Raw genomic sequence first — 17,304 nt, 5'->3', positions numbered from 1 at the left:
GGACGTCCCTCTCGCGCTCCGGCCGGCTCGGCGGAATCGACGGACCGTGCCGACGTCACGACATTGCGTCATCAAGACATTGCGTCATCAAGTTACGCGACGGCGCTCCCGAAACGCGGAACCCGGCTACCGCACGGTGAAGTGAACGATGTCGTCCAGGAACGGAATGTGGATCCACGGCTTGGGCTGCACCATCAGCGCCAGCATCACGATCACGAAACCGAGCAGCCCGTAGGTCGCCAGGTCGGTGAAGCGGGACCGTACGGCCAGCATGCCGACCGACGGGAGCGCCCAGCGCAGGGCCGCCCCCGCCAGCAGGGACAGGCCGATCACGATCGTCCCGATGCGGAAGGCATCGACCGCGACCAGCAGCAGACCGGCCGCGACACCGGCCAGGACGGTCAGCAGCGGCCACTGCCGGGCGGGCGCGGGATGACCGCCGGAGGCGGCGCGGCCGCCGCCTTCCGGCCGGGCGGTGTCCCGGGTCAGCGACGGGAAGCGGCGCGAGGAGCGCTGCGGCTCGGACGCCTGTTCGGAGTGCGCATCGGCAGCCATACGGGGCGCTCCCTTCGGGTCGGGTACGGGTCAGCCGGCCGCGCGTTCGGCGGCCTCGACGACATTGACCAGCAGCTGGGCGCGGGTCATCGGACCGACACCGCCCGGGTTCGGGGCGACCCAGCCGGCCACCTCGGCGACGCCCGGGTGCACATCGCCGACGATCTTGCCCGCCTCGTCGCGGCTGACGCCGACGTCCAGGACGGCCGCGCCCGGCTTGACGTCCTCGGGCTTGATGATGTGCGGCACACCGGCTGCGGCGACGATGATGTCGGCCTGCTTGAGGTGCGCGGACAGGTCCCGGGTGCCGGTGTGACACTGGGTCACCGTGGCGTTCTCGGACTTGCGGGTCAGCACCAGCGGCATCGGGCGGCCGATGGTGATGCCGCGGCCGACCACGACCACGTCCGCGCCCTTGATCTCCACGCCGTGATGGCGCAGCAGCTGGACGATGCCGTACGGGGTGCAGGGCAGCGGGCCCTCGACGCCGAGCACCAGCTTGCCCAGGCTCATCGGGTGCAGGCCGTCGGCGTCCTTGGCGGGGTCCATCAGCTCCAGGACGCGGTTGGCGTCGATGCCCTTGGGGAGCGGGAGTTGGACGATGTAGCCGGTGCAGGCCGGGTCGTCGTTCAGCTCCCGGACGACCGCCTCGATCTCTTCCTGGGTGGCCGTTTCGGGCAGTTCGCGCTGGATGGAGGCGATGCCGACCTGGGCGCAGTCGCGGTGCTTGCCGTTGACGTACCAGCGGCTGCCGGGGTCGTCGCCGACCAGGAGAGTGCCCAGGCCGGGCTGGACGCCCTTGGCCTTCAGCGCCTCAACGCGGACGGCGAGCTCGGACTTGATCGCTGCGGCGGTGGCCTTGCCATCGAGAATCTGGGCAGTCATGCCCCCATCCTCCCGGATGAGGGCGGCCACGTTCCAATCAGGGCACGCGGGACGCCGCTGGCCGGAATTGATCATTGCACTTGCACAACGCCTTCAGGTCTTGACTGGACAGAGCCAAGCCGCAAATAGAAGGATTGTCGCGCAGTGCCGCAGGCATCGTCGGGGGCGGGCCAGTGAAACCTGTTTTTCCTCCGAGTCACGCCGCGTCGTCCCCCACTGACCCACACGGAGGAAAACACCAGATGAGCTTCGGCGATCCGAACAACCCTTACGGCCAGCAGCCGCCGCAGGCCCCGTACGGTGCTCCCCAGCAGCAGCCGGGCGTGCCCCCGCAGGGCGGCCAGCCGGGCTACGGCTACCCGCAGCAGACGCCGCCGCAGGCCCCGTACGGCGCCCCGCAGCAGCAGCCGGGCCAGTACGGCTACCCGCAGCAGCAGGCCGCGCCGGGCTACGGCTACCCGCAGCAGCCGGGTTACCCCGGTCAGATCGGCATGCCGGGCGTGCCGACGGCCTTCGCCAGCTGGGGGGCCCGCGTCGGTGCCGCGCTGCTCGACGGTCTGATCGTGGGCGCGGTGCCGATCATCGTCGGCATCATCTCGATAGTTGTCGCGACCTCGTCCGTCAAGACCTGCGCCTACGACGACTACTCGTGCAACGCGGAGGTGGCGAACTCCGGTGCGCCGACCATCGTCCTCATCCTCAGCCTGATCGCCTGGCTGTGCGCGATCGCCGGCGGCATCTTCCTTGTCGCCAAGGAAGGCAGCACCGGCCAGACGCCCGGCAAGAAGGCTCTGAAGATCCGGGTGGTCCGCGAGAGCAACGGCCAGGCGCTCGGCTTCGGTCTGGCCTTCGGCCGCAAGATCTGCCACTTCCTGGACTCCCCGCTGTGTGGCCTGGGCTACTGGTGGCCGCTGTGGGACGAGAAGAACCAGACCTTCGCCGACAAGATCGTCGGCACCGTGGTCGTCCGCGCCCAGTAAGTGCCCGCCCGACCGGCCCCACTTCGGCCGGTCCCCTGCTCCACCACCCCGAAGGCCCCCTCGCATCGCCGCGATTGGGGCCTTCGCGGCGCTGTACGCGACATCGCCGGGGCATCAAAACCCCGCTGCCGCCATACTTCTTTGACATCAGCGCAAGCCGATATCCGGTCAAGACGTCTGAAGGACACCGCTCGTGAGCTACCCGAATCAGAATCCCTACGGCCCGCCGCCGGGCCAGCAGCCCGGATACGGCTATCCGCAGCAGCCGCCGCAGCCGTCGCCGTACGGGCCCTACCCGGGCGGCGGCATGCCCGGCGGCGGCATGCCGGGCGGTCCGGTGCTGAACGGGATGCCAGGAGGGGTGAAGGCGGCGCGCATCATGCTGTTCGTGCTCGCCGGTCTGAACCTCATCGGCCTCGTCGGCGCGGTGGTCGGCCTGAGCAGCATCAGCAAGGCCTCCAAGCAGACCTCGGAGTTCGCCAGCGCGGACAGCACGGACATGCTGAACGTCGGCAAGGGCGTGATGATTGCCCTGATCGTGCTGATCGTGATCTTCACGGTGGTGGCGATCACCTGCGCCGCGCAGTTCGGCAAGGGCGGCAACGGCGTCCGCATCACGACCATCATCTTCGGCGTCGCCAACACCCTGGCCAGCTTTGTCGCCTTCCCCGTCGGCCTGGTGCACACCGCCCTGGGGATCCTGGTCATCGTCTTCGTCTCCAAGGACGACGGCAACGCCTGGTTCAACAGGCCGCGTTACTGACATCACGCGGTTCCCGGCAGCACAACGGGCCCGGCGGAGCGATCCGCCGGGCCCGTTGTGTTCGCCGGTCAGTGGAAGAAGTGCCGCGTCCCCGTGAAGTACATCGTCACGCCGGCCTTCTTGGCGGCCTCGACGACGAGTTCGTCGCGGATCGAACCGCCGGGCTGGGCCACCGCCTTGACGCCGGCCTCGGCGAGCACCTCGAAGCCGTCGGGGAAGGGGAAGAAGGCGTCCGAGGCGGCGTAGGAGCCGCGCGCCCGCTCCTCGCCGGCGCGCTGCACGGCCAGCTTCGCCGAGTCCACGCGGTTGACCTGGCCCATGCCGACGCCGACCGTGGCGCCGTCCTTGGCGAGCAGGATCGCGTTGGACTTCACCGCGCGGCTCGCGCACCAGGCGAAGGACAGCTCGGCCAGCTCCTCGGCGGACAGCGCCTCGCCGGCGGCCAGCGTCCAGGTCGCCGGGTCGTCGCCCTCGGCCTGCAGGCGGTCGGTGACCTGGAGGAGGGCGCCGCCGTCGATGGCCTTGACCTCGACGGGGTTCGACGGGGCGTCAGGGCAGCGCAGGACGCGGATGTTCTTCTTCCGGGACAGCGCCTCGATCGCGCCGTCCTCGTAGTCCGGCGCCACGATGACCTCGGTGAAGATCTCCGCGACCTGCTCGGCCATCGCCCGCGAGACCGGACGGTTGACGGCGATCACACCGCCGAACGCGGACAGCGGGTCGCACTCGTGCGCCTTGCGGTGCGCCTCGGCGACATCCGCGCCGACCGCGATACCGCAGGGGTTGGCGTGCTTGATGATCGCCACGCACGGCTCGGACTGGTCGTAGGCGGCCCGGCGGGCGGCCTCGGTGTCCGTGAAGTTGTTGTAGGACATCTCCTTGCCGTGCAGCTGCTCGGCGTCGGCGAGGCCGCCGCCGGTGCCGTCCACGTACAGCGCGGCGCCCTGGTGCGGGTTCTCGCCGTACCGCAGGACGTTCTTGCGGGAGTACGTGGCGCCGAGGAACTCGGGGAAGCCGGAGTCGTCGGCGGCGGCGTAGTCGTCGGCGAACCAGGAGGCGACGGCCACGTCGTACGCGGCGGTGTGCTGGAACGCCTCGGCGGCCAGCCGCTTGCGGGCGGCGAGGTCGAAGCCGCCGGCAGCGACCGCGTCGAGGACATCGCCGTAGCGGGCGGGGTTGACGACGACGGCCACCGACGGGTGGTTCTTGGCGGCGGCGCGGACCATCGAGGGGCCGCCGATGTCGATCTGCTCCACGCACTCGTCGGGGGTGGCGCCGGAGGCGACGGTCTCCCGGAACGGGTAGAGGTTGACGATCACCAGGTCGAACGGCTCCACGCCGAGGTCGGCGAGCTGCCGCCGGTGGTCCTCCAGGCGCAGGTCGGCGAGGATGCCGGCGTGCACCTTGGGGTGCAGGGTCTTGACCCGGCCGTCGAGGCATTCCGGGAAACCGGTGAGCTCCTCGACCTTGGTGACCGGCACTCCGGCAGCGGCGATCTTCCCGGCCGTCGAGCCGGTGGAGACGAGCTGGACGCCCGCCGCGTGCAGCCCCTGCGCCAGCTCCTCCAGACCGGACTTGTCATAGACGCTGACCAGCGCGCGCCGGATGGGGCGCTGCGTGCCTTCGGTGGCGGTCACGAGATACGTACCTTTCGTCCCTCAATGCGGTAGCCGTGCCGGGCCAGACGCCCCACGACCTCGACGAGCAGCGATCGCTCGACTTCCTTGATGCGCTCATGCAGCGCGGATTCGTCGTCCTCGTCCCGGACCTCGACCACACCTTGGGCGATGATCGGGCCGGTGTCGACGCCGTCGTCGACGAAGTGGACGGTGCATCCGGTGACCTTCGCGCCGTACGCGAGCGCGTCGCGCACGCCATGGGCACCGGGAAAACTCGGCAGCAGCGCCGGGTGGGTGTTGAGGATCCGGCCGCCGAAGCGGGCCAGGAATTCCTTCCCGAGGATCTTCATGAAGCCGGCCGAGACGACGAGGTCGGGCTCATGGGCGGCGGTCGCCTCGGTGAGCGCCGCGTCCCAGGCCTCGCGGCTGTCGTGGTCCTTGACCCGGCAGATGTACGTCGGCAGGCCGGCCGCTTCGGCGCGCTCCAGCCCGGCGATGGCGCCGCGGTCGGCGCCGACGGCCACGATCTCGGCGCCGTAGGTGTCCGGGCCCTGCTCGGCGATGGCGTCCAGCAGCGCCTGCAGGTTCGTACCCGAACCGGAGACGAGGACGACCAGGCGCGCCGGTCGGGCGGGCTGGGTGGGGGCTGGGGAGGAAGCCACGGCGGGGCTCTTTCTCGGTCTCGCGTGCGGTGATCTCACGTGCTTTGCGTGGTCGCACGCGTTTTGTGTGGTCGTACAAAGCCGTGGGTACCGCAAATACGGGGAACCCTACGAAGGCGCCGACCGTCAGCAACGATACCGGCACACCGAGCGGCCCCCGCGGGACGGGGGCGGGCACGGGAGGTAGCGTCAGGCGTAAGACTGCATGCAGTTCGTGGTAACCGGGCGCTGGGGCCAGTTGGCCCGCGTACGGACGAGACAAGGGGAAGACGCACTCCAGATGACGGACCGACGCCGCAGCGCGGCCCTCCTGCTTCTGCTGCCCGCCACCACGCCGGGGGCGGTCCTGCTGCGCGAGCGCAAGTCGTCGTCCTCCTCGCCGGGCAGCCCCTCCCCCGATTCCGGCGGCCCCGGGTCCCCGGACTCGCCGGACTCCCCAGGCACCCCGGATGCGGGCGGCAAGCGCCGTCGCGCGCACACCCCGGACCAGGACAATCCCTTCGCCGCCCCGCCGGCCGACGCCCCCGACCAGGAGTGGCGGCCGCGTCATCCGCACGGCCAGGGGGACGACGGCGATCAGGAGCAGTCGCCGCCGGACGAGCCGTCGCCGACCTGGGGCAGCCAGTGGAGCAGCCGGCAGCCGGGGCGGCAGAGCGGCGGATTCGGCTCCCGGACCGGCGGCCGCGGCACGCAGCAGGGCGGCGGGCAGGGCGGGCCCGGCGGCGGACCGGGCGGGCTGCGCTGGGACCCCACCGATCCGGCCCAGCGCCGCGCCCGCTACGCGCTGCTCTCCGGCATGTGGTCGTTCTTCTTCGTGCTCTTCAGCCTGCCGGAGGTCTCGCTGCTGCTGGGCGCGCTGGCCCTCTACTGGGGCGTCAGCTCGCTGCGCGCCAAGCCGGGCGCCGCGAAGGCGGCCGCGACGGCGACCACCGCGGCGATGGAGGGCCGCCCGGCGCCCGCTCCCGGCCCGGGGCAGCCGCCCGGCGGCCCGTCCGGACCGGTCTCCACCCGGCCGCAGACCACCGCGGCCATCGCCGGTCTGGTGACCGGCGCGCTGGCGCTGATGATGGTGGCCGCGACCTTCACCGTCCACATCGTCTACCGCGACTACTTCACCTGCGTGGACGACGCCCTGACCCAGCAGGCGGGCAAGTCCTGCGAGCAGCTGCTGCCCAGGGAACTGCGGCCGCTGCTGGGCACCACGCAGCAGTAGGACGGCGCCGCCCGGCTCAGAAAATGGCGCGCCCGGCTCAGGCGGTGGTGGTCGGGTCGCGCTCCTCCGCTTCGGCGGGGGCCGAGCGGGCGGCCGGTACGGACTCGGCGGCCGGCGCCGCCTCCGGGGGCGGTCCGGACGCGGGTGCGGGGAGCGCGGCCGCCGGCGGGACCGCGGCCGCCGGCGACCGGGCGGCCTTCCGCAGCTGCCAGGCCCGCAGCCCCAGCGCCCCCGGGACCCCGACCAGCAGCGTCCACCCCGTCGCCGCGAGTCCCGTGAGCCACCAGCTGGGGCCGAAGTCGGCCAGCGCGGCACTGCCCATCGCCCCGCCCGACACCGCCGCCGGCACCGCCGTCGCCACGCCGCACAGGCCGGAGCCCAGGGCGGCCACGGAGGCGGTCGTCCGCGCGGTCCAGGGCCCGGCCGGGGAGCCGGGGGCGGCCGCGGGGCGGGCCACGTAGCGGGCGAGCAGCACCCCCGCGGCCACCGGCACCGCGGCCACGACCCAGGTCAGCGGGCCGCCGGCGCCCGGCTCCGGCAGGCCGCTGAGCAGCGGGAAGTGCGGGAGCGCCGGACGGCCGGACGTACCCAGCGGTCCGACGGCGCCGCCCGCCCCGACCATGAACCCCGGCCCGAGCCCGTATGCCGCGCCCCAGACGGCCGCGTTCGGCAGCAGCAGCAGGCACAGCAGCAGCACCGTGCCGCGGCCCGCCCAGTCCCGGGCGAGACGGCAGAGGTCGTGTTGGGCGGTGCCCGCGTGCAGGGCGAGGGCGAGGAGGGTCAGCAGGACGCCGGCGGCGAGCAGGGTGAGGGTGGCGGCGGTGGCGGCCCGGAACGCGGCGGCGAGCCGGGGGCCTTCGAGGATGTCCCGTACGCCGTCCGGAAGGCGGGCCGGGAGCCGGCGGAGCGGGGCGGGCAGCAGGCAGGCGCCGGCGCGGCCGAGGATGCGCCAGGCGGTGACGGCGAGGACGGCGGCCGCGGTGGCCGGTACCCAGAAGAGGGCACTGAGCGGGGCGGCCCGCAGCGGACCGGTCGAGGCGTACGGCACCGTCGCCACCGCCACCGTCAGATAACCGGTCAGCAGCGCGCCGAGCGGGCGCCGGGGTTCGGCGGCCGTCGACAGGGCGTGGCGGGCGGCCCGGTGCAGCAGCCAGGCGGGGAGGACGGCGAGCAGCAGCGGGGTCACGGCGAGCGGCGCCGGGGTGCCGGACAGGGTGGCGTCGCGTACGAGGCTGCCGCCGTGGGCGAGCAGCCACAGGTCGGCGGACAGATGCAGGGCGCGGGAGAGGTTGCCGTCGGGGGACGGGGACGCGACCCAGAGCAGCAGGACGGCCACAACCAGCGCACCGAGGCCGAGGCCGGCGGCCAGTACTCCGCCGGCGAAGGCGGCGCCGAGGGAGGTGGAGGAGCGTTGCGCGGTCTGCTGGCTCACATGGCCATGCTGCCAATAACACCCGTTTCATCCGAGTAGTGACGGAATGCCCGACGTGTCGCACTGTGCAGGGATATAGCCTTTTTCCACACTGCTGATATGAGCAAGCGCAAGCGGAAACCGACCCCCGCGCCCGAACCGGCGCCCGAACCCGAACCTGCGCCCGAGTCCGAACCTGCGCCCGAGTCCGCGCCCGTCACCCCCGTCCCCACCCCGTCCGCCGCCTTCGACGCGCTCTGTACCCGGCATGCCGACACCCTGATCCGCCAGGCCTTTCTGCTCACCGGGCGGCCCCGGCTCGCGCGGCGGGCCGTCGAGCGGGCGTTCCAGCAGGCGTGGCAGCAGTGGCCGGAGGTGGCGGCGGACGAGGATCCGGCGGGCTGGGTACGGGCGGCGGCGTATGAGTATGCGCTGTCGCCCTGGCACCGCTTCCGCCCCAGGCGCCGGATCACCCTCAAAGCCTCGGCACCCGAGGACCGCGCCCTGCTGCACGCGTTGCTGGAGCTGCCCGCCTCCTACCGCCGCACACTGCTGCTGCACGACGGGGTGGGTCTCGGCCTGTACGAAACGGCGGCCGAGGTGGAGGCCAGCTCGCCCGCGGCGGCCGGACGGCTGATGCATGCGCGGGACCGGCTCGCCGAACAGCTCCCGGAGCTGGGGCTGGACGGCCGGTCGCCGGTCCGTCAGGGCGAGCTGCTGCGGGCCCGGCTCACCGAGCTGGCCGCCGCGCAGGAGGTCAAGGTGCCCACCCCCCGGGCCGTACGGACCGGGAGCGCGCGCACCGTCCGGTGGACCACCGGGGCCGCGCTCGGCCTGACCGGCCTGGTCACGGCGACGACCGTACTGACGGTGTTCACCGCGCCGGCCCGCTACACACCGCCGCATCGGCCCGCCACGAAGTCGGCCGCGCCCGCGGAGCGGGCCGAGCGAAGCGGGCCCGCCAAACCGGGCGTTGAGGCCGGGCAGGGCACCCGCAAGCATCCGAGCGGCCGTACCCACCCCGCCCAGGCCCGCCTGACCCCCGGCCTCCGCTAGCCGGAGCCACCCGAGCCGCCGGAGCCCTGGAGCCACCGGAGCCCCGGAGCCCTTGGAGCCGCAACGGACGCGGGCCCGCACCCACCAGGGGGTACGGGCCCGCGTCCGTATCTGCACTGCAGGCACTGCGCCGCAGGACGGGTCCGGCGGTGCCGCGTGGCGCAATCAGCCGCCGAGGATCTCGCGGGCCAGGCGCGCGGTCTCCGACGGGGTCTTGCCGACCTTGACGCCGGCGGCCTCGAGGGCCTCCTTCTTCGCCTGGGCGGTGCCGGAGGAGCCGGAGACGATGGCGCCGGCGTGGCCCATGGTCTTGCCCTCGGGCGCGGTGAAGCCCGCGACGTAGCCGACGACCGGCTTGGTGACGTTGGCCTTGATGAAGTCGGCCGCACGCTCCTCGGCGTCGCCGCCGATCTCGCCGATCATCACGATCAGGTCGGTGTCGGGGTCCGCCTCGAACGCCGCGAGGGCGTCGATGTGCGTGGTGCCGATGACCGGGTCGCCACCGATGCCGACGGCCGAGGAGAAGCCGAGGTCACGCAGCTCGTACATCATCTGGTAGGTCAGCGTGCCGGACTTCGACACCAGACCGATGCGGCCGGGCTTGGTGATGTCGCCCGGGATGATGCCGGCGTTGGACTGGCCGGGGGTGATCAGGCCGGGGCAGTTCGGGCCGATGATGCGGGTCTTGTTGCCCTTGGACTTCGCGTACGCCCAGAAGGCGGCGGAGTCGTGGACGGCAATGCCCTCGGTGATGACGACGGCGAGCGGGATCTCGGCGTCGATCGCCTCGACGACGGCGGCCTTGGCGAAGGCCGGCGGCACGAAGAGGACGGAGACGTTGGCGCCCGTCTTCTCCATCGCCTCGGCGACGCTGCCGAAGACCGGGACCTCGGTGCCGTCGAAGTCGACGGACGTGCCGGCCTTGCGGGGGTTCACGCCGCCGACGATGTTGCTGCCGTCACCGAGCATGAGCTTGGTGTGCTTCATACCGGTGGCGCCGGTCATCCCCTGGACGATGACCTTGCTGTCCTTGGTGAGGAAGATAGCCATGGTGTTGGTGTCCTCGTCCCTTACTTGGCCGCGGCCAGCTCGGCGGCCTTGTCGGCCGCACCGTCCATCGTGTCCACGCGCTGGACCAGCGGGTGGTTCGCGTCCGACAGGATCTTGCGACCCAGCTCGGCGTTGTTGCCGTCGAGGCGCACGACCAGCGGCTTGCTGACGTCCTCGCCCTTGGACTTGAGCAGCTCCAGCGCCTGGACGATGCCCTTGGCGACCTCGTCACAGGCGGTGATGCCGCCGAAGACGTTGACGAAGACGGACTTGACGTCCGGGTCGCCGAGGATGATCTCCAGGCCGTTCGCCATGACCTCGGCCGAGGCGCCGCCGCCGATGTCGAGGAAGTTGGCGGGCTTGACGTTGCCGTGGTTCTCACCGGCGTACGCGACGACGTCCAGGGTGCTCATGACGAGACCCGCGCCGTTGCCGATGATGCCGACCTGGCCCTCGAGCTTGACGTAGTTCAGACCCTTGGCCTTGGCCGCAGCCTCGAGCGGGTTGGCTGCGTCCTTGTCCTCGAGCGCCTCGTGCTCCGGCTGGCGGAACTCGGCGTTCTCGTCCAGGGACACCTTGCCGTCGAGGGCGATGACGCGGCCGTCGGCCACCTTCGCGAGCGGGTTGACCTCGACGAGGAGCGCGTCCTCGTCGATGAAGGTCTTCCACAGGGTGACCAGGATCTCGGCAACCTGCTCGGCGACCTCGGCCGGGAACTTCGCCTGGGCGACGATCTCGCGGGCCTTCTCGATCGAGACGCCCTCGTTGGCGTCGACCGGGACCTTCGCGAGGGCGTCGGGGTTCTCCTCCGCGACGACCTCGATCTCCACGCCGCCCTGGACGGAGGCCATGGCCAGGAAGGTGCGGTTGGTGCGGTCGAGGAGGTACGAGACGTAGTACTCCTCGGCAATCTCCGGCGCGGTCTCGGCGATCATCACCTTGTGGACCGTGTGGCCCTTGATGTCCATGCCGAGGATGTCCGTCGCGCGAGCGACGGCCTCGTCCGGGGTGGCTGCCAGCTTGACGCCGCCGGCCTTGCCACGGCCGCCGACCTTCACCTGCGCCTTGATGACGGACTTGCCGCCCAGCCGCTCGGTCGCCTCGCGGGCTGCCTCAGGCGTGTCGATGACTTCACCGGCCAGCACCGGTACACCGTGCTTGGCGAAGAGGTCCCTCGCCTGGTACTCGAACAGGTCCACGCGCGTCCGTCCCTTGTCTTCTCAGAATCGCCGTAGTGATCGCGGATCGTTGTCTGCGATGGGCGTGCCGCGAAGGGCAACGTGACGGCGCTGTCACTGGGGAGGCGTACACGGTGTCCGGATACGCGGCATGTCCGTCTCGCAGGTTATCGCCGCAGGACCTGAGGCCCTAAATCACAGATCACACTGCGGCGGTGATTACGGTCACAGATCTTTTGGCCAACTTACGCCTCCCCCGGTTTTCCGCATGCGGCCGGCCGCTTTTCGGCGCCGTCGCGGTAGCCGGCGGCTCCGCTGTCACCTGTCGTGCGCCTCCGCTTCACACATCGTTCGAGAGCTCCTCCCGGTACATCCCCGCACGCCCGATCTCACGCGATTCCGCTTCCGAAGACGAGGGGAATCCGGTTGGGAAGAAGGTGCAAGGCATCGTCACAAGACCTCCGCAGGCGGTGTCCTGAAAGGTCTCTTGACCCGTCAACTGCCCTCAGCTGAAACTGCGTTGAGCACTTACACATACATACGCATCAGGAGTCACAAGCTTCGGGCTTGGTCCCGTGCAGGTCGGTCGCCAGATCGCTCCGCACCGGGTGCAGACGGGGGAACTTGATGGGTAGTGGGGGGATGCGCGACCGCGGGCAGGGGGCGGCCGTGGGCTCTTCCGCACCCGCTTCTCCTCCCCCTTCTTCCCGCCACCCCTCCCAGCTTTCTCGATTTCTTGGTGTCGTCACACTCGGTGCCCGAAGGGATTGGAGGGGGAATGCCGACACATACGACCTATCCCGGCGTTTATGTCGAAGAGCTTCCCAGCAGCATCCGCAGCATCACCACCGTCACCACATCCGTGACCGCATTCGTCGGTCACACCCGGCGCGGCCCGCTCAACCAGCCGGTACGGATCACCAGCTTCGCCGACTTCGAGCGCCGCTTCGGCGGCCTGACCGCACAGAGCCCGGTCGCGTACGCCGTCCACCAGTTCTTCGGCAACGGCGGCACGGTCGCCGTGATCGTCCGGGTCACCAAGGCCGGCAGCGGCAAGGAAGCGCACGCCACCCTGGAGTCCACCGAGGGCCACAGTCAGTGCCCGGTGCTCGAGGTGCACGCCAAGGAGCCGGGCGTCTGGGGCTCCGGCCTCCGGTTGGCCGTCGACCACAGCACTCCCTGCCCGGACCAGACCTTCAACCTTCAGGTCCTGGACGCCCACGGCACCGCCCGCGAGTCCTTCTCCGGCCTGTCCATGGATTCCGGTCACGGCCGCTACGCCGAGACGGTGATCAACGCGGGCTCCGCGCTGATCCGCGTCCAGGTCGTCGGCGAGGGCCGCCCGGACCCGTCCGGCACCGTCTCCAAGGCCTTCCACCACGAACTCCCCGATCTGAACGTCGAGTTGACGGTCAAGATCGGCGAGGTGGAGCGCGAGTTCACGCTCTACGACCCGGACTGCGACGGCGAGGCGCCCTGCACCGTCACCGAGCTGGCGCTGCTGCTGGAGCACAAGCTGCGGACGCTGCCGGACGCCCCGGGCAAGCACGCCTTCGCGGGCGCCGAGGTCACCGCCTTCGGCCGCCGCATCCAGGTCGTCGCCGGTTCCACCGACCCGGACGACGTCGTGCGCTTCCTCGGCGAATGCGCCAATGACCTGGGCCTGGAAGCCTCCGTCAACCCGCCGGTCTTCCCGCTGTGCGGCGGCGAGGACGGCGATCCGCCCGGCCCGCTCGACATCATCGGCAGCGAGTCCCGCAAGAGCGGCCTGCAGGCGCTGCGCGACGTCCACGACGTCAACCTGCTCGCGCTGCCCGAGCTGGCCGGGTACGAGAACGTCGACGAGGCGATCACGGTCCTGTCCGCGGCCGAACGCCTCTGCCAGGAACGCCGCATCTTCCTCCTCGTCGACGCCCCCGCCACCTGGGGCAGCGTGGACGCCGCCCGCGCCGGCATCGCGGCCTTCGATCCGGTCCGCGGCAACCACTCCGGCCTGTACTTCCCGCACCTCCAGCTCACCGACCCGCTCTCCGGCCGGCTCCGCTCCTTCCCGCCGTCCGGCGCGATCGCGGGCGTCATCGCCCGTACGGACAGCGAGCGCGGAGTGTGGAAGGCACCGGCGGGGACGGAGGCCCGGCTGGCCGGCGTGCACTCCCTCACCGTGCAGCTGACCGACCGGGAGAACGGGCTGCTGAACCCGCTCGCGATCAACTGCCTGCGTACGTTCCCGATGGCCGGCCCGCTGGTGTGGGGCGCCCGCACGCTGCAGGGCGCCGACGCCCTGGACAGCGAGTGGAAGTACGTGCCGGTGCGGCGGCTGGCGCTGCATGTCGAGGAGAGCCTGCTGCGCGGACTGCAGTGGGTCGTCTTCGAGCCCAACAACGAGCAGCTCTGGCAGCAGATCCGGCTCAACGCCTCGGCGTACCTGCACTCGCTCTTCGAGAAGGGCGCGTTCAAGGGCGGTACCCCGCGCCAGGCGTACTTCGTCAAGTGCGACAAGGACACCACGACCGAGGAGGACATCGAGCGCGGCATCGTCAATGTCGTGGTCGGGATCGCGCCGGTCAAGCCCGCGGAGTTCGTGATCGTCAAGGTCCAGCAGATGGCCGGCCAATTCGACGTCTAGGCACAGGGACACGAGGGAAACGGACGTGAAGGAATCCGATGGCTGAGTTTCAGATCAACGCCCATCGCTTCGACCCGTACAAGAACTTCAAGTTCCTGGTCCTGTGGGACGGTCGTACGGTCGCGGGTGTCAGCAAGATCAGCCCGCTGAAGCGCACCACCGAGGTCGTCAAGCACCGCAACGGCGGCGACCCCAGCTCCCCGCGCAAGTCCCCGGGCCGCTCGGAATTCGAGGGCATCACCCTGGAGCGCGGGGTCACCCACGACCCGGAGTTCGACCGCTGGGCCAACAAGGTCTGGCAGGTCGGCGCCGGCCTCGGCTCCGAGGTCTCGCTGGCCGACTTCCGCAAGGACCTCGTCATCCAGGTCCTCAACGAGGCCGGGCAGGTCGCCGTCTCGCACAAGATCTACCGGTCCTGGCCGAGCGAGTACCAGGTCCTGGGCGAGTTGGACGCCAACGCCAACGCCGTCGCCATCCAGAGCCTGAAGCTGGAGTGCGAGGGGTGGGAGCGGGACTACGAGGTGCCGGAGCCGGAGGAGCCGTCGTTCACGCATCCGGCCTGAGGCGGACATCGGGTGAGCGCTGGGCAGCGGAACGGCGGGACGAGGTGAGGAATGGCGGTCACCGGGCCCGCTGAACTGCTGGCCACCTGGGAGGCCGGGCTGGCCCAGCAGGGCGGCGACCGGGCCCTGTTGCTGCACCGTGCGGCCCGCCCCGGGGTCGGCACCGACGCACTGCTGTCGGTGCCGCTCGGGGAGCGGGCGGCCGACCTTTTCGCGCTGCGCCGGGCGCTGTTCGGCGAGCGGATGCAGGTCACGCTCGACTGCGCGGACCCGGACTGCGGCGAGGCGATGGAGTTCGACCTCGACGCGGGCGAGATGGGTGCGCGGCCGCGGGTGCCCGAGGGCGGGCTGCGGGTCGGGGAGGGGGAATGGGTGGTGCACTTCCGGCTGCCCGGCCCTGCCGATCTCCTGGCGGTTTCCTCCGCTGCCGCCGATGCGGAGGACGCCCGGCGGCTGCTGGGCGCCCGCTGTGTCCTCTCGGCGGAACGGGAGGGGCGTGAGGTCTCCGAGAAGGAGTTCGCGCGGCTGCCCGAGCCGGTGCTCAAGCGCTTCGCCGAGGCAGCCGAGGAAGCCGATCCGGCCGCCGAGGTGACGCTGAACATCGCCTGCCCGGAGTGCGGTGCGGCCACCCCGGCCGAGCTGGACATCGCCGCCTACCTGTGGACCGAACTGGACGCCTGGGCGCGCGATGTGCTCCTGGACGTCCATCTGCTCGCCTCGGCGTACGGCTGGAGCGAGCCCCAGATCCTGGCGCTGAGCCCGCTGCGGCGCCGCTACTACCTGGAGCTGTGCGCAGATGCCTGACCTGGCTGACTACTTCGACCGGCTGCTGGTCCGGCATGCGCCGGCGCTCCCCGCGGATCCGTTCGCGGAGCTGCCCGGGTCGGCCGATGGTCATGCGGACGGGTCCGGTGGCCGTAGCGGCGGGGCCCGGCGCACGCTCGTACAGCCCCGTCTCCCGGGCCCGTTCGAGCGCATCGAGGCGCTCCGTGGCGCGCCCGCGGAGCCGGAGGAACCGGCGCCGCTGTATCCGCAGGCGCCCCGGACCTCGCCGTTCGACGGGGCGCAGATCCACTACGCGCGGGAGGTCAGGACCACCGAGCGGCAGACCACCGTCCTGCGGAGCGAGGCGGCGTCGCGGGAGGCTTCCGACCTGGCCGCGGCCGTGCTGCGGCCGGCCGGACCGCTGCTGCGGCCCGCGGCGGCGCTTGATCCCGGGCCGCTTCGCGTGCCGCCGGATGGCGTACGGCCACGGCGGGGGGCGGCCGGCCGGGCGGACGACGGCGGGCCCGCGCACCCGGCCGCGTCCGCGCCCGCCCGTCGGGGCGGGGATGCCGCTCCCGCCGCCACAGTCCCGGCGCTGCGCCCGCGTACCGACGACGTACCGACTGCCGCCCGTCCTGCCGCGCGGGCCGCGGCCGCCGGGCGGCGCGGGCAGCGCGGCGCCGAGCGGGTGGTGCATGTGCAGATCGGCCGTCTGGAGGTCAGCGCGGCCGGTACGGAGCGGCCCGCGGCGGCCGGCCGGCCGGCGCGTACGGAGCGGCCGGCGCCCTCGCTGAGCCTGGCGGACTACTTGGCGCGCGGGGAAAGGACCAGCTGACGGTGGCACCTCGGACGGCACCAGCGGCGATACGTACGACGACAGACACGGCCACAGGGACGACGACGGGGCCGGGGGCGGCTTCGGGGGGACGGACTTCATGAGCAACGCACTCGCCGTCGCGACGGTCACGCAGGCCCTTGCGCTGCTGATCGAGCACAATCTGCACCCCGAGATCGACATGGCCGTCTCGGTGGAGACCCGTAAGCCGCCGGCCGACCCGCCGACGGACCCGACGATCACGGTCTTCCTCTACCAGGTCACGCACAACCCCTCGATGCGCAACAACGACCTGGTCACCCGCGCCTCCGACGGCACCCTGCTCAAACGGCCCGCCGCCGCGATCGACCTGCACTACGTCATCAGCGCGTACGGCGAGGAGACCGAGCTGGTCGGGCAGCGGCTGATCGGCAGCGTGGTGCGCACGCTGCACGAAATACCGGTGCTGCCGAAGGAGTTGATCGAGGAGGCGGCGCAGCGCCCGTATCTGGAGGGCAGCGATCTCGCCGATTCCCCGCAGAAGGTCCGCTTCACTCCGACCCAGATGGACGTCGACGAGACCTCCAAGCTCTGGGGGATGCTCAACAACACGCCGTACTCGCTGTCGGTCGTCTACCAGGCATCGCTGGTGCTGCTCGACGGCCACCAGAAGCCGGTTCCGGCGAAGCCGGTGCAGAGGCCGGACGTCACGGTGCTGCCGTTCGGGGCGCCGGGGGCGCCGGAGCCGCCGGAGTCTTCGGTGCCGGGCGGGAAGGGGGGCGCCGGGGACGGCGCGTCGGGGGCGGCTGCTCCCTCGGGGCCGGCGAAGAAGACCGCGCCGGCAGCCGGGGCGAAGGCAGCGGGCGGGAGGCCGGAGGACGCGGCCGCCCACGCAACCACGCCGGACGACGCGAAGGCGGCTGCGCCCAAGGCACCTGAGGCGAAGCCCGCGTCGGGCGGCAGCACGCGAGCCGTCGCGAAGAAGACGGCGGCGGGCAACGCCAAGTCGGCTGCGGCGCCCGCACGTTCACGCACCCGCACCCGGAGGGCGTCCGGCGGGGCCGCCACCACACCCGACAGCGGCCAGGGCGGCCCCGGCCGCACCGAGGACACGGGCAAGGGAAGCACCAGCCGTACGGACGACGGCAAGGAGAGCTGAGCAGA

General features: G+C 71.8%; 16 protein-coding genes. 9 read left to right on the top strand and 7 right to left on the bottom strand.

Features of this window, described 5'->3' with window-relative positions; translation table 11 throughout:
- Window positions 1-126: 126 nt before the first annotated feature.
- On the bottom strand, window positions 127-555 hold the full coding sequence (locus ACZ4S3_RS07230) for a DUF3017 domain-containing protein (RefSeq protein WP_467927499.1): 429 nt from the start codon (window positions 553-555) through the stop codon (window positions 127-129).
- Window positions 556-585: 30 nt separating this feature from the next.
- Entirely contained in the window at window positions 586-1,440 is an 855-nt protein-coding gene (locus tag ACZ4S3_RS07225) for a bifunctional methylenetetrahydrofolate dehydrogenase/methenyltetrahydrofolate cyclohydrolase (protein WP_467927496.1), read from the bottom strand.
- Window positions 1,441-1,682: 242 nt separating this feature from the next.
- Between ACZ4S3_RS07225 and ACZ4S3_RS07220 the strand changes: the two genes are divergently transcribed.
- Together ACZ4S3_RS07220 and ACZ4S3_RS07215 are read left to right on the top strand one after the other, a co-directional pair.
- A complete protein-coding gene (locus ACZ4S3_RS07220) occupies window positions 1,683-2,420 on the top strand; it encodes an RDD family protein (protein WP_467927493.1) in 738 nt (245 codons plus the stop codon).
- A gap of 193 nt (window positions 2,421-2,613) precedes the next feature.
- Entirely contained in the window at window positions 2,614-3,183 is a 570-nt protein-coding gene (locus tag ACZ4S3_RS07215) for a hypothetical protein (RefSeq protein ID WP_467927490.1), read from the top strand.
- A gap of 68 nt (window positions 3,184-3,251) precedes the next feature.
- Here ACZ4S3_RS07215 and purH read toward each other — a convergent pair whose 3' ends face one another.
- Window positions 3,252-4,820 carry a bifunctional phosphoribosylaminoimidazolecarboxamide formyltransferase/IMP cyclohydrolase gene (gene purH / locus ACZ4S3_RS07210; RefSeq protein ID WP_467927488.1) on the bottom strand — a complete coding sequence of 523 codons (1,569 nt, stop codon included), beginning with the start codon at window positions 4,818-4,820 and terminating at the stop codon, window positions 3,252-3,254.
- Complete coding sequence (gene purN, locus ACZ4S3_RS07205) at window positions 4,817-5,464, bottom strand: phosphoribosylglycinamide formyltransferase (RefSeq protein WP_467927483.1); 648 nt, start codon at window positions 5,462-5,464, stop codon at window positions 4,817-4,819. Before purN ends, purH begins: the two co-directional genes overlap by 4 nt.
- A gap of 280 nt (window positions 5,465-5,744) precedes the next feature.
- Between purN and ACZ4S3_RS07200 the strand changes: the two genes are divergently transcribed.
- Window positions 5,745-6,677 (top strand): hypothetical protein, encoded by a 933-nt coding sequence (locus tag ACZ4S3_RS07200; RefSeq protein WP_467927480.1) that lies wholly within the window; start codon window positions 5,745-5,747, stop codon window positions 6,675-6,677.
- Between the two features lie 37 nt (window positions 6,678-6,714).
- Here ACZ4S3_RS07200 and ACZ4S3_RS07195 read toward each other — a convergent pair whose 3' ends face one another.
- Entirely contained in the window at window positions 6,715-8,109 is a 1,395-nt protein-coding gene (locus ACZ4S3_RS07195; protein ID WP_467927476.1) for a cell division protein PerM, read from the bottom strand.
- A gap of 99 nt (window positions 8,110-8,208) precedes the next feature.
- Between ACZ4S3_RS07195 and ACZ4S3_RS07190 the strand changes: the two genes are divergently transcribed.
- A complete protein-coding gene (locus tag ACZ4S3_RS07190; protein WP_467927472.1) occupies window positions 8,209-9,144 on the top strand; it encodes an RNA polymerase sigma factor in 936 nt (311 codons plus the stop codon).
- A gap of 165 nt (window positions 9,145-9,309) precedes the next feature.
- Here the strand turns inward: ACZ4S3_RS07190 and sucD are convergent, their stop codons facing one another.
- A complete protein-coding gene (gene sucD / locus ACZ4S3_RS07185; RefSeq protein ID WP_467927468.1) occupies window positions 9,310-10,194 on the bottom strand; it encodes a succinate--CoA ligase subunit alpha in 885 nt (294 codons plus the stop codon).
- 20 nt (window positions 10,195-10,214) lie between these two features.
- Complete coding sequence (gene sucC, locus ACZ4S3_RS07180; RefSeq protein WP_467927466.1) at window positions 10,215-11,393, bottom strand: ADP-forming succinate--CoA ligase subunit beta; 1,179 nt, start codon at window positions 11,391-11,393, stop codon at window positions 10,215-10,217.
- A gap of 757 nt (window positions 11,394-12,150) precedes the next feature.
- Between sucC and ACZ4S3_RS07175 the strand changes: the two genes are divergently transcribed.
- The 5 genes from ACZ4S3_RS07175 (at window position 12,151) to ACZ4S3_RS07155 (ending at window position 17,299) form a co-directional block, all read left to right on the top strand.
- Complete coding sequence (locus ACZ4S3_RS07175) at window positions 12,151-13,998, top strand: phage tail sheath family protein (RefSeq protein ID WP_467927461.1); 1,848 nt, start codon at window positions 12,151-12,153, stop codon at window positions 13,996-13,998.
- A 38-nt stretch (window positions 13,999-14,036) separates the two neighbouring features.
- The gene (locus ACZ4S3_RS07170) at window positions 14,037-14,561 is read left to right on the top strand and encodes a phage tail protein (protein WP_467927458.1); all 525 of its coding nucleotides are present in this window, start codon (window positions 14,037-14,039) and stop codon (window positions 14,559-14,561) included.
- 51 nt (window positions 14,562-14,612) lie between these two features.
- On the top strand, window positions 14,613-15,365 hold the full coding sequence (locus ACZ4S3_RS07165; protein ID WP_467927453.1) for a T4 family baseplate hub assembly chaperone: 753 nt from the start codon (window positions 14,613-14,615) through the stop codon (window positions 15,363-15,365).
- On the top strand, window positions 15,358-16,161 hold the full coding sequence (locus ACZ4S3_RS07160) for a hypothetical protein (protein WP_467927450.1): 804 nt from the start codon (window positions 15,358-15,360) through the stop codon (window positions 16,159-16,161). Before ACZ4S3_RS07165 ends, ACZ4S3_RS07160 begins: the two co-directional genes overlap by 8 nt.
- A 100-nt stretch (window positions 16,162-16,261) precedes the next feature.
- Window positions 16,262-17,299 carry a Pvc16 family protein gene (locus tag ACZ4S3_RS07155; protein WP_467927447.1) on the top strand — a complete coding sequence of 346 codons (1,038 nt, stop codon included), beginning with the start codon at window positions 16,262-16,264 and terminating at the stop codon, window positions 17,297-17,299.
- Window positions 17,300-17,304 lie beyond the last annotated feature (5 nt).

The organism is Streptomyces sp. NPDC028368, assembly GCF_055565615.1.
The sequence above is the reverse complement of the archived record's forward strand: the minus strand, read 5'-3'. Positions and strand labels throughout refer to the sequence as shown.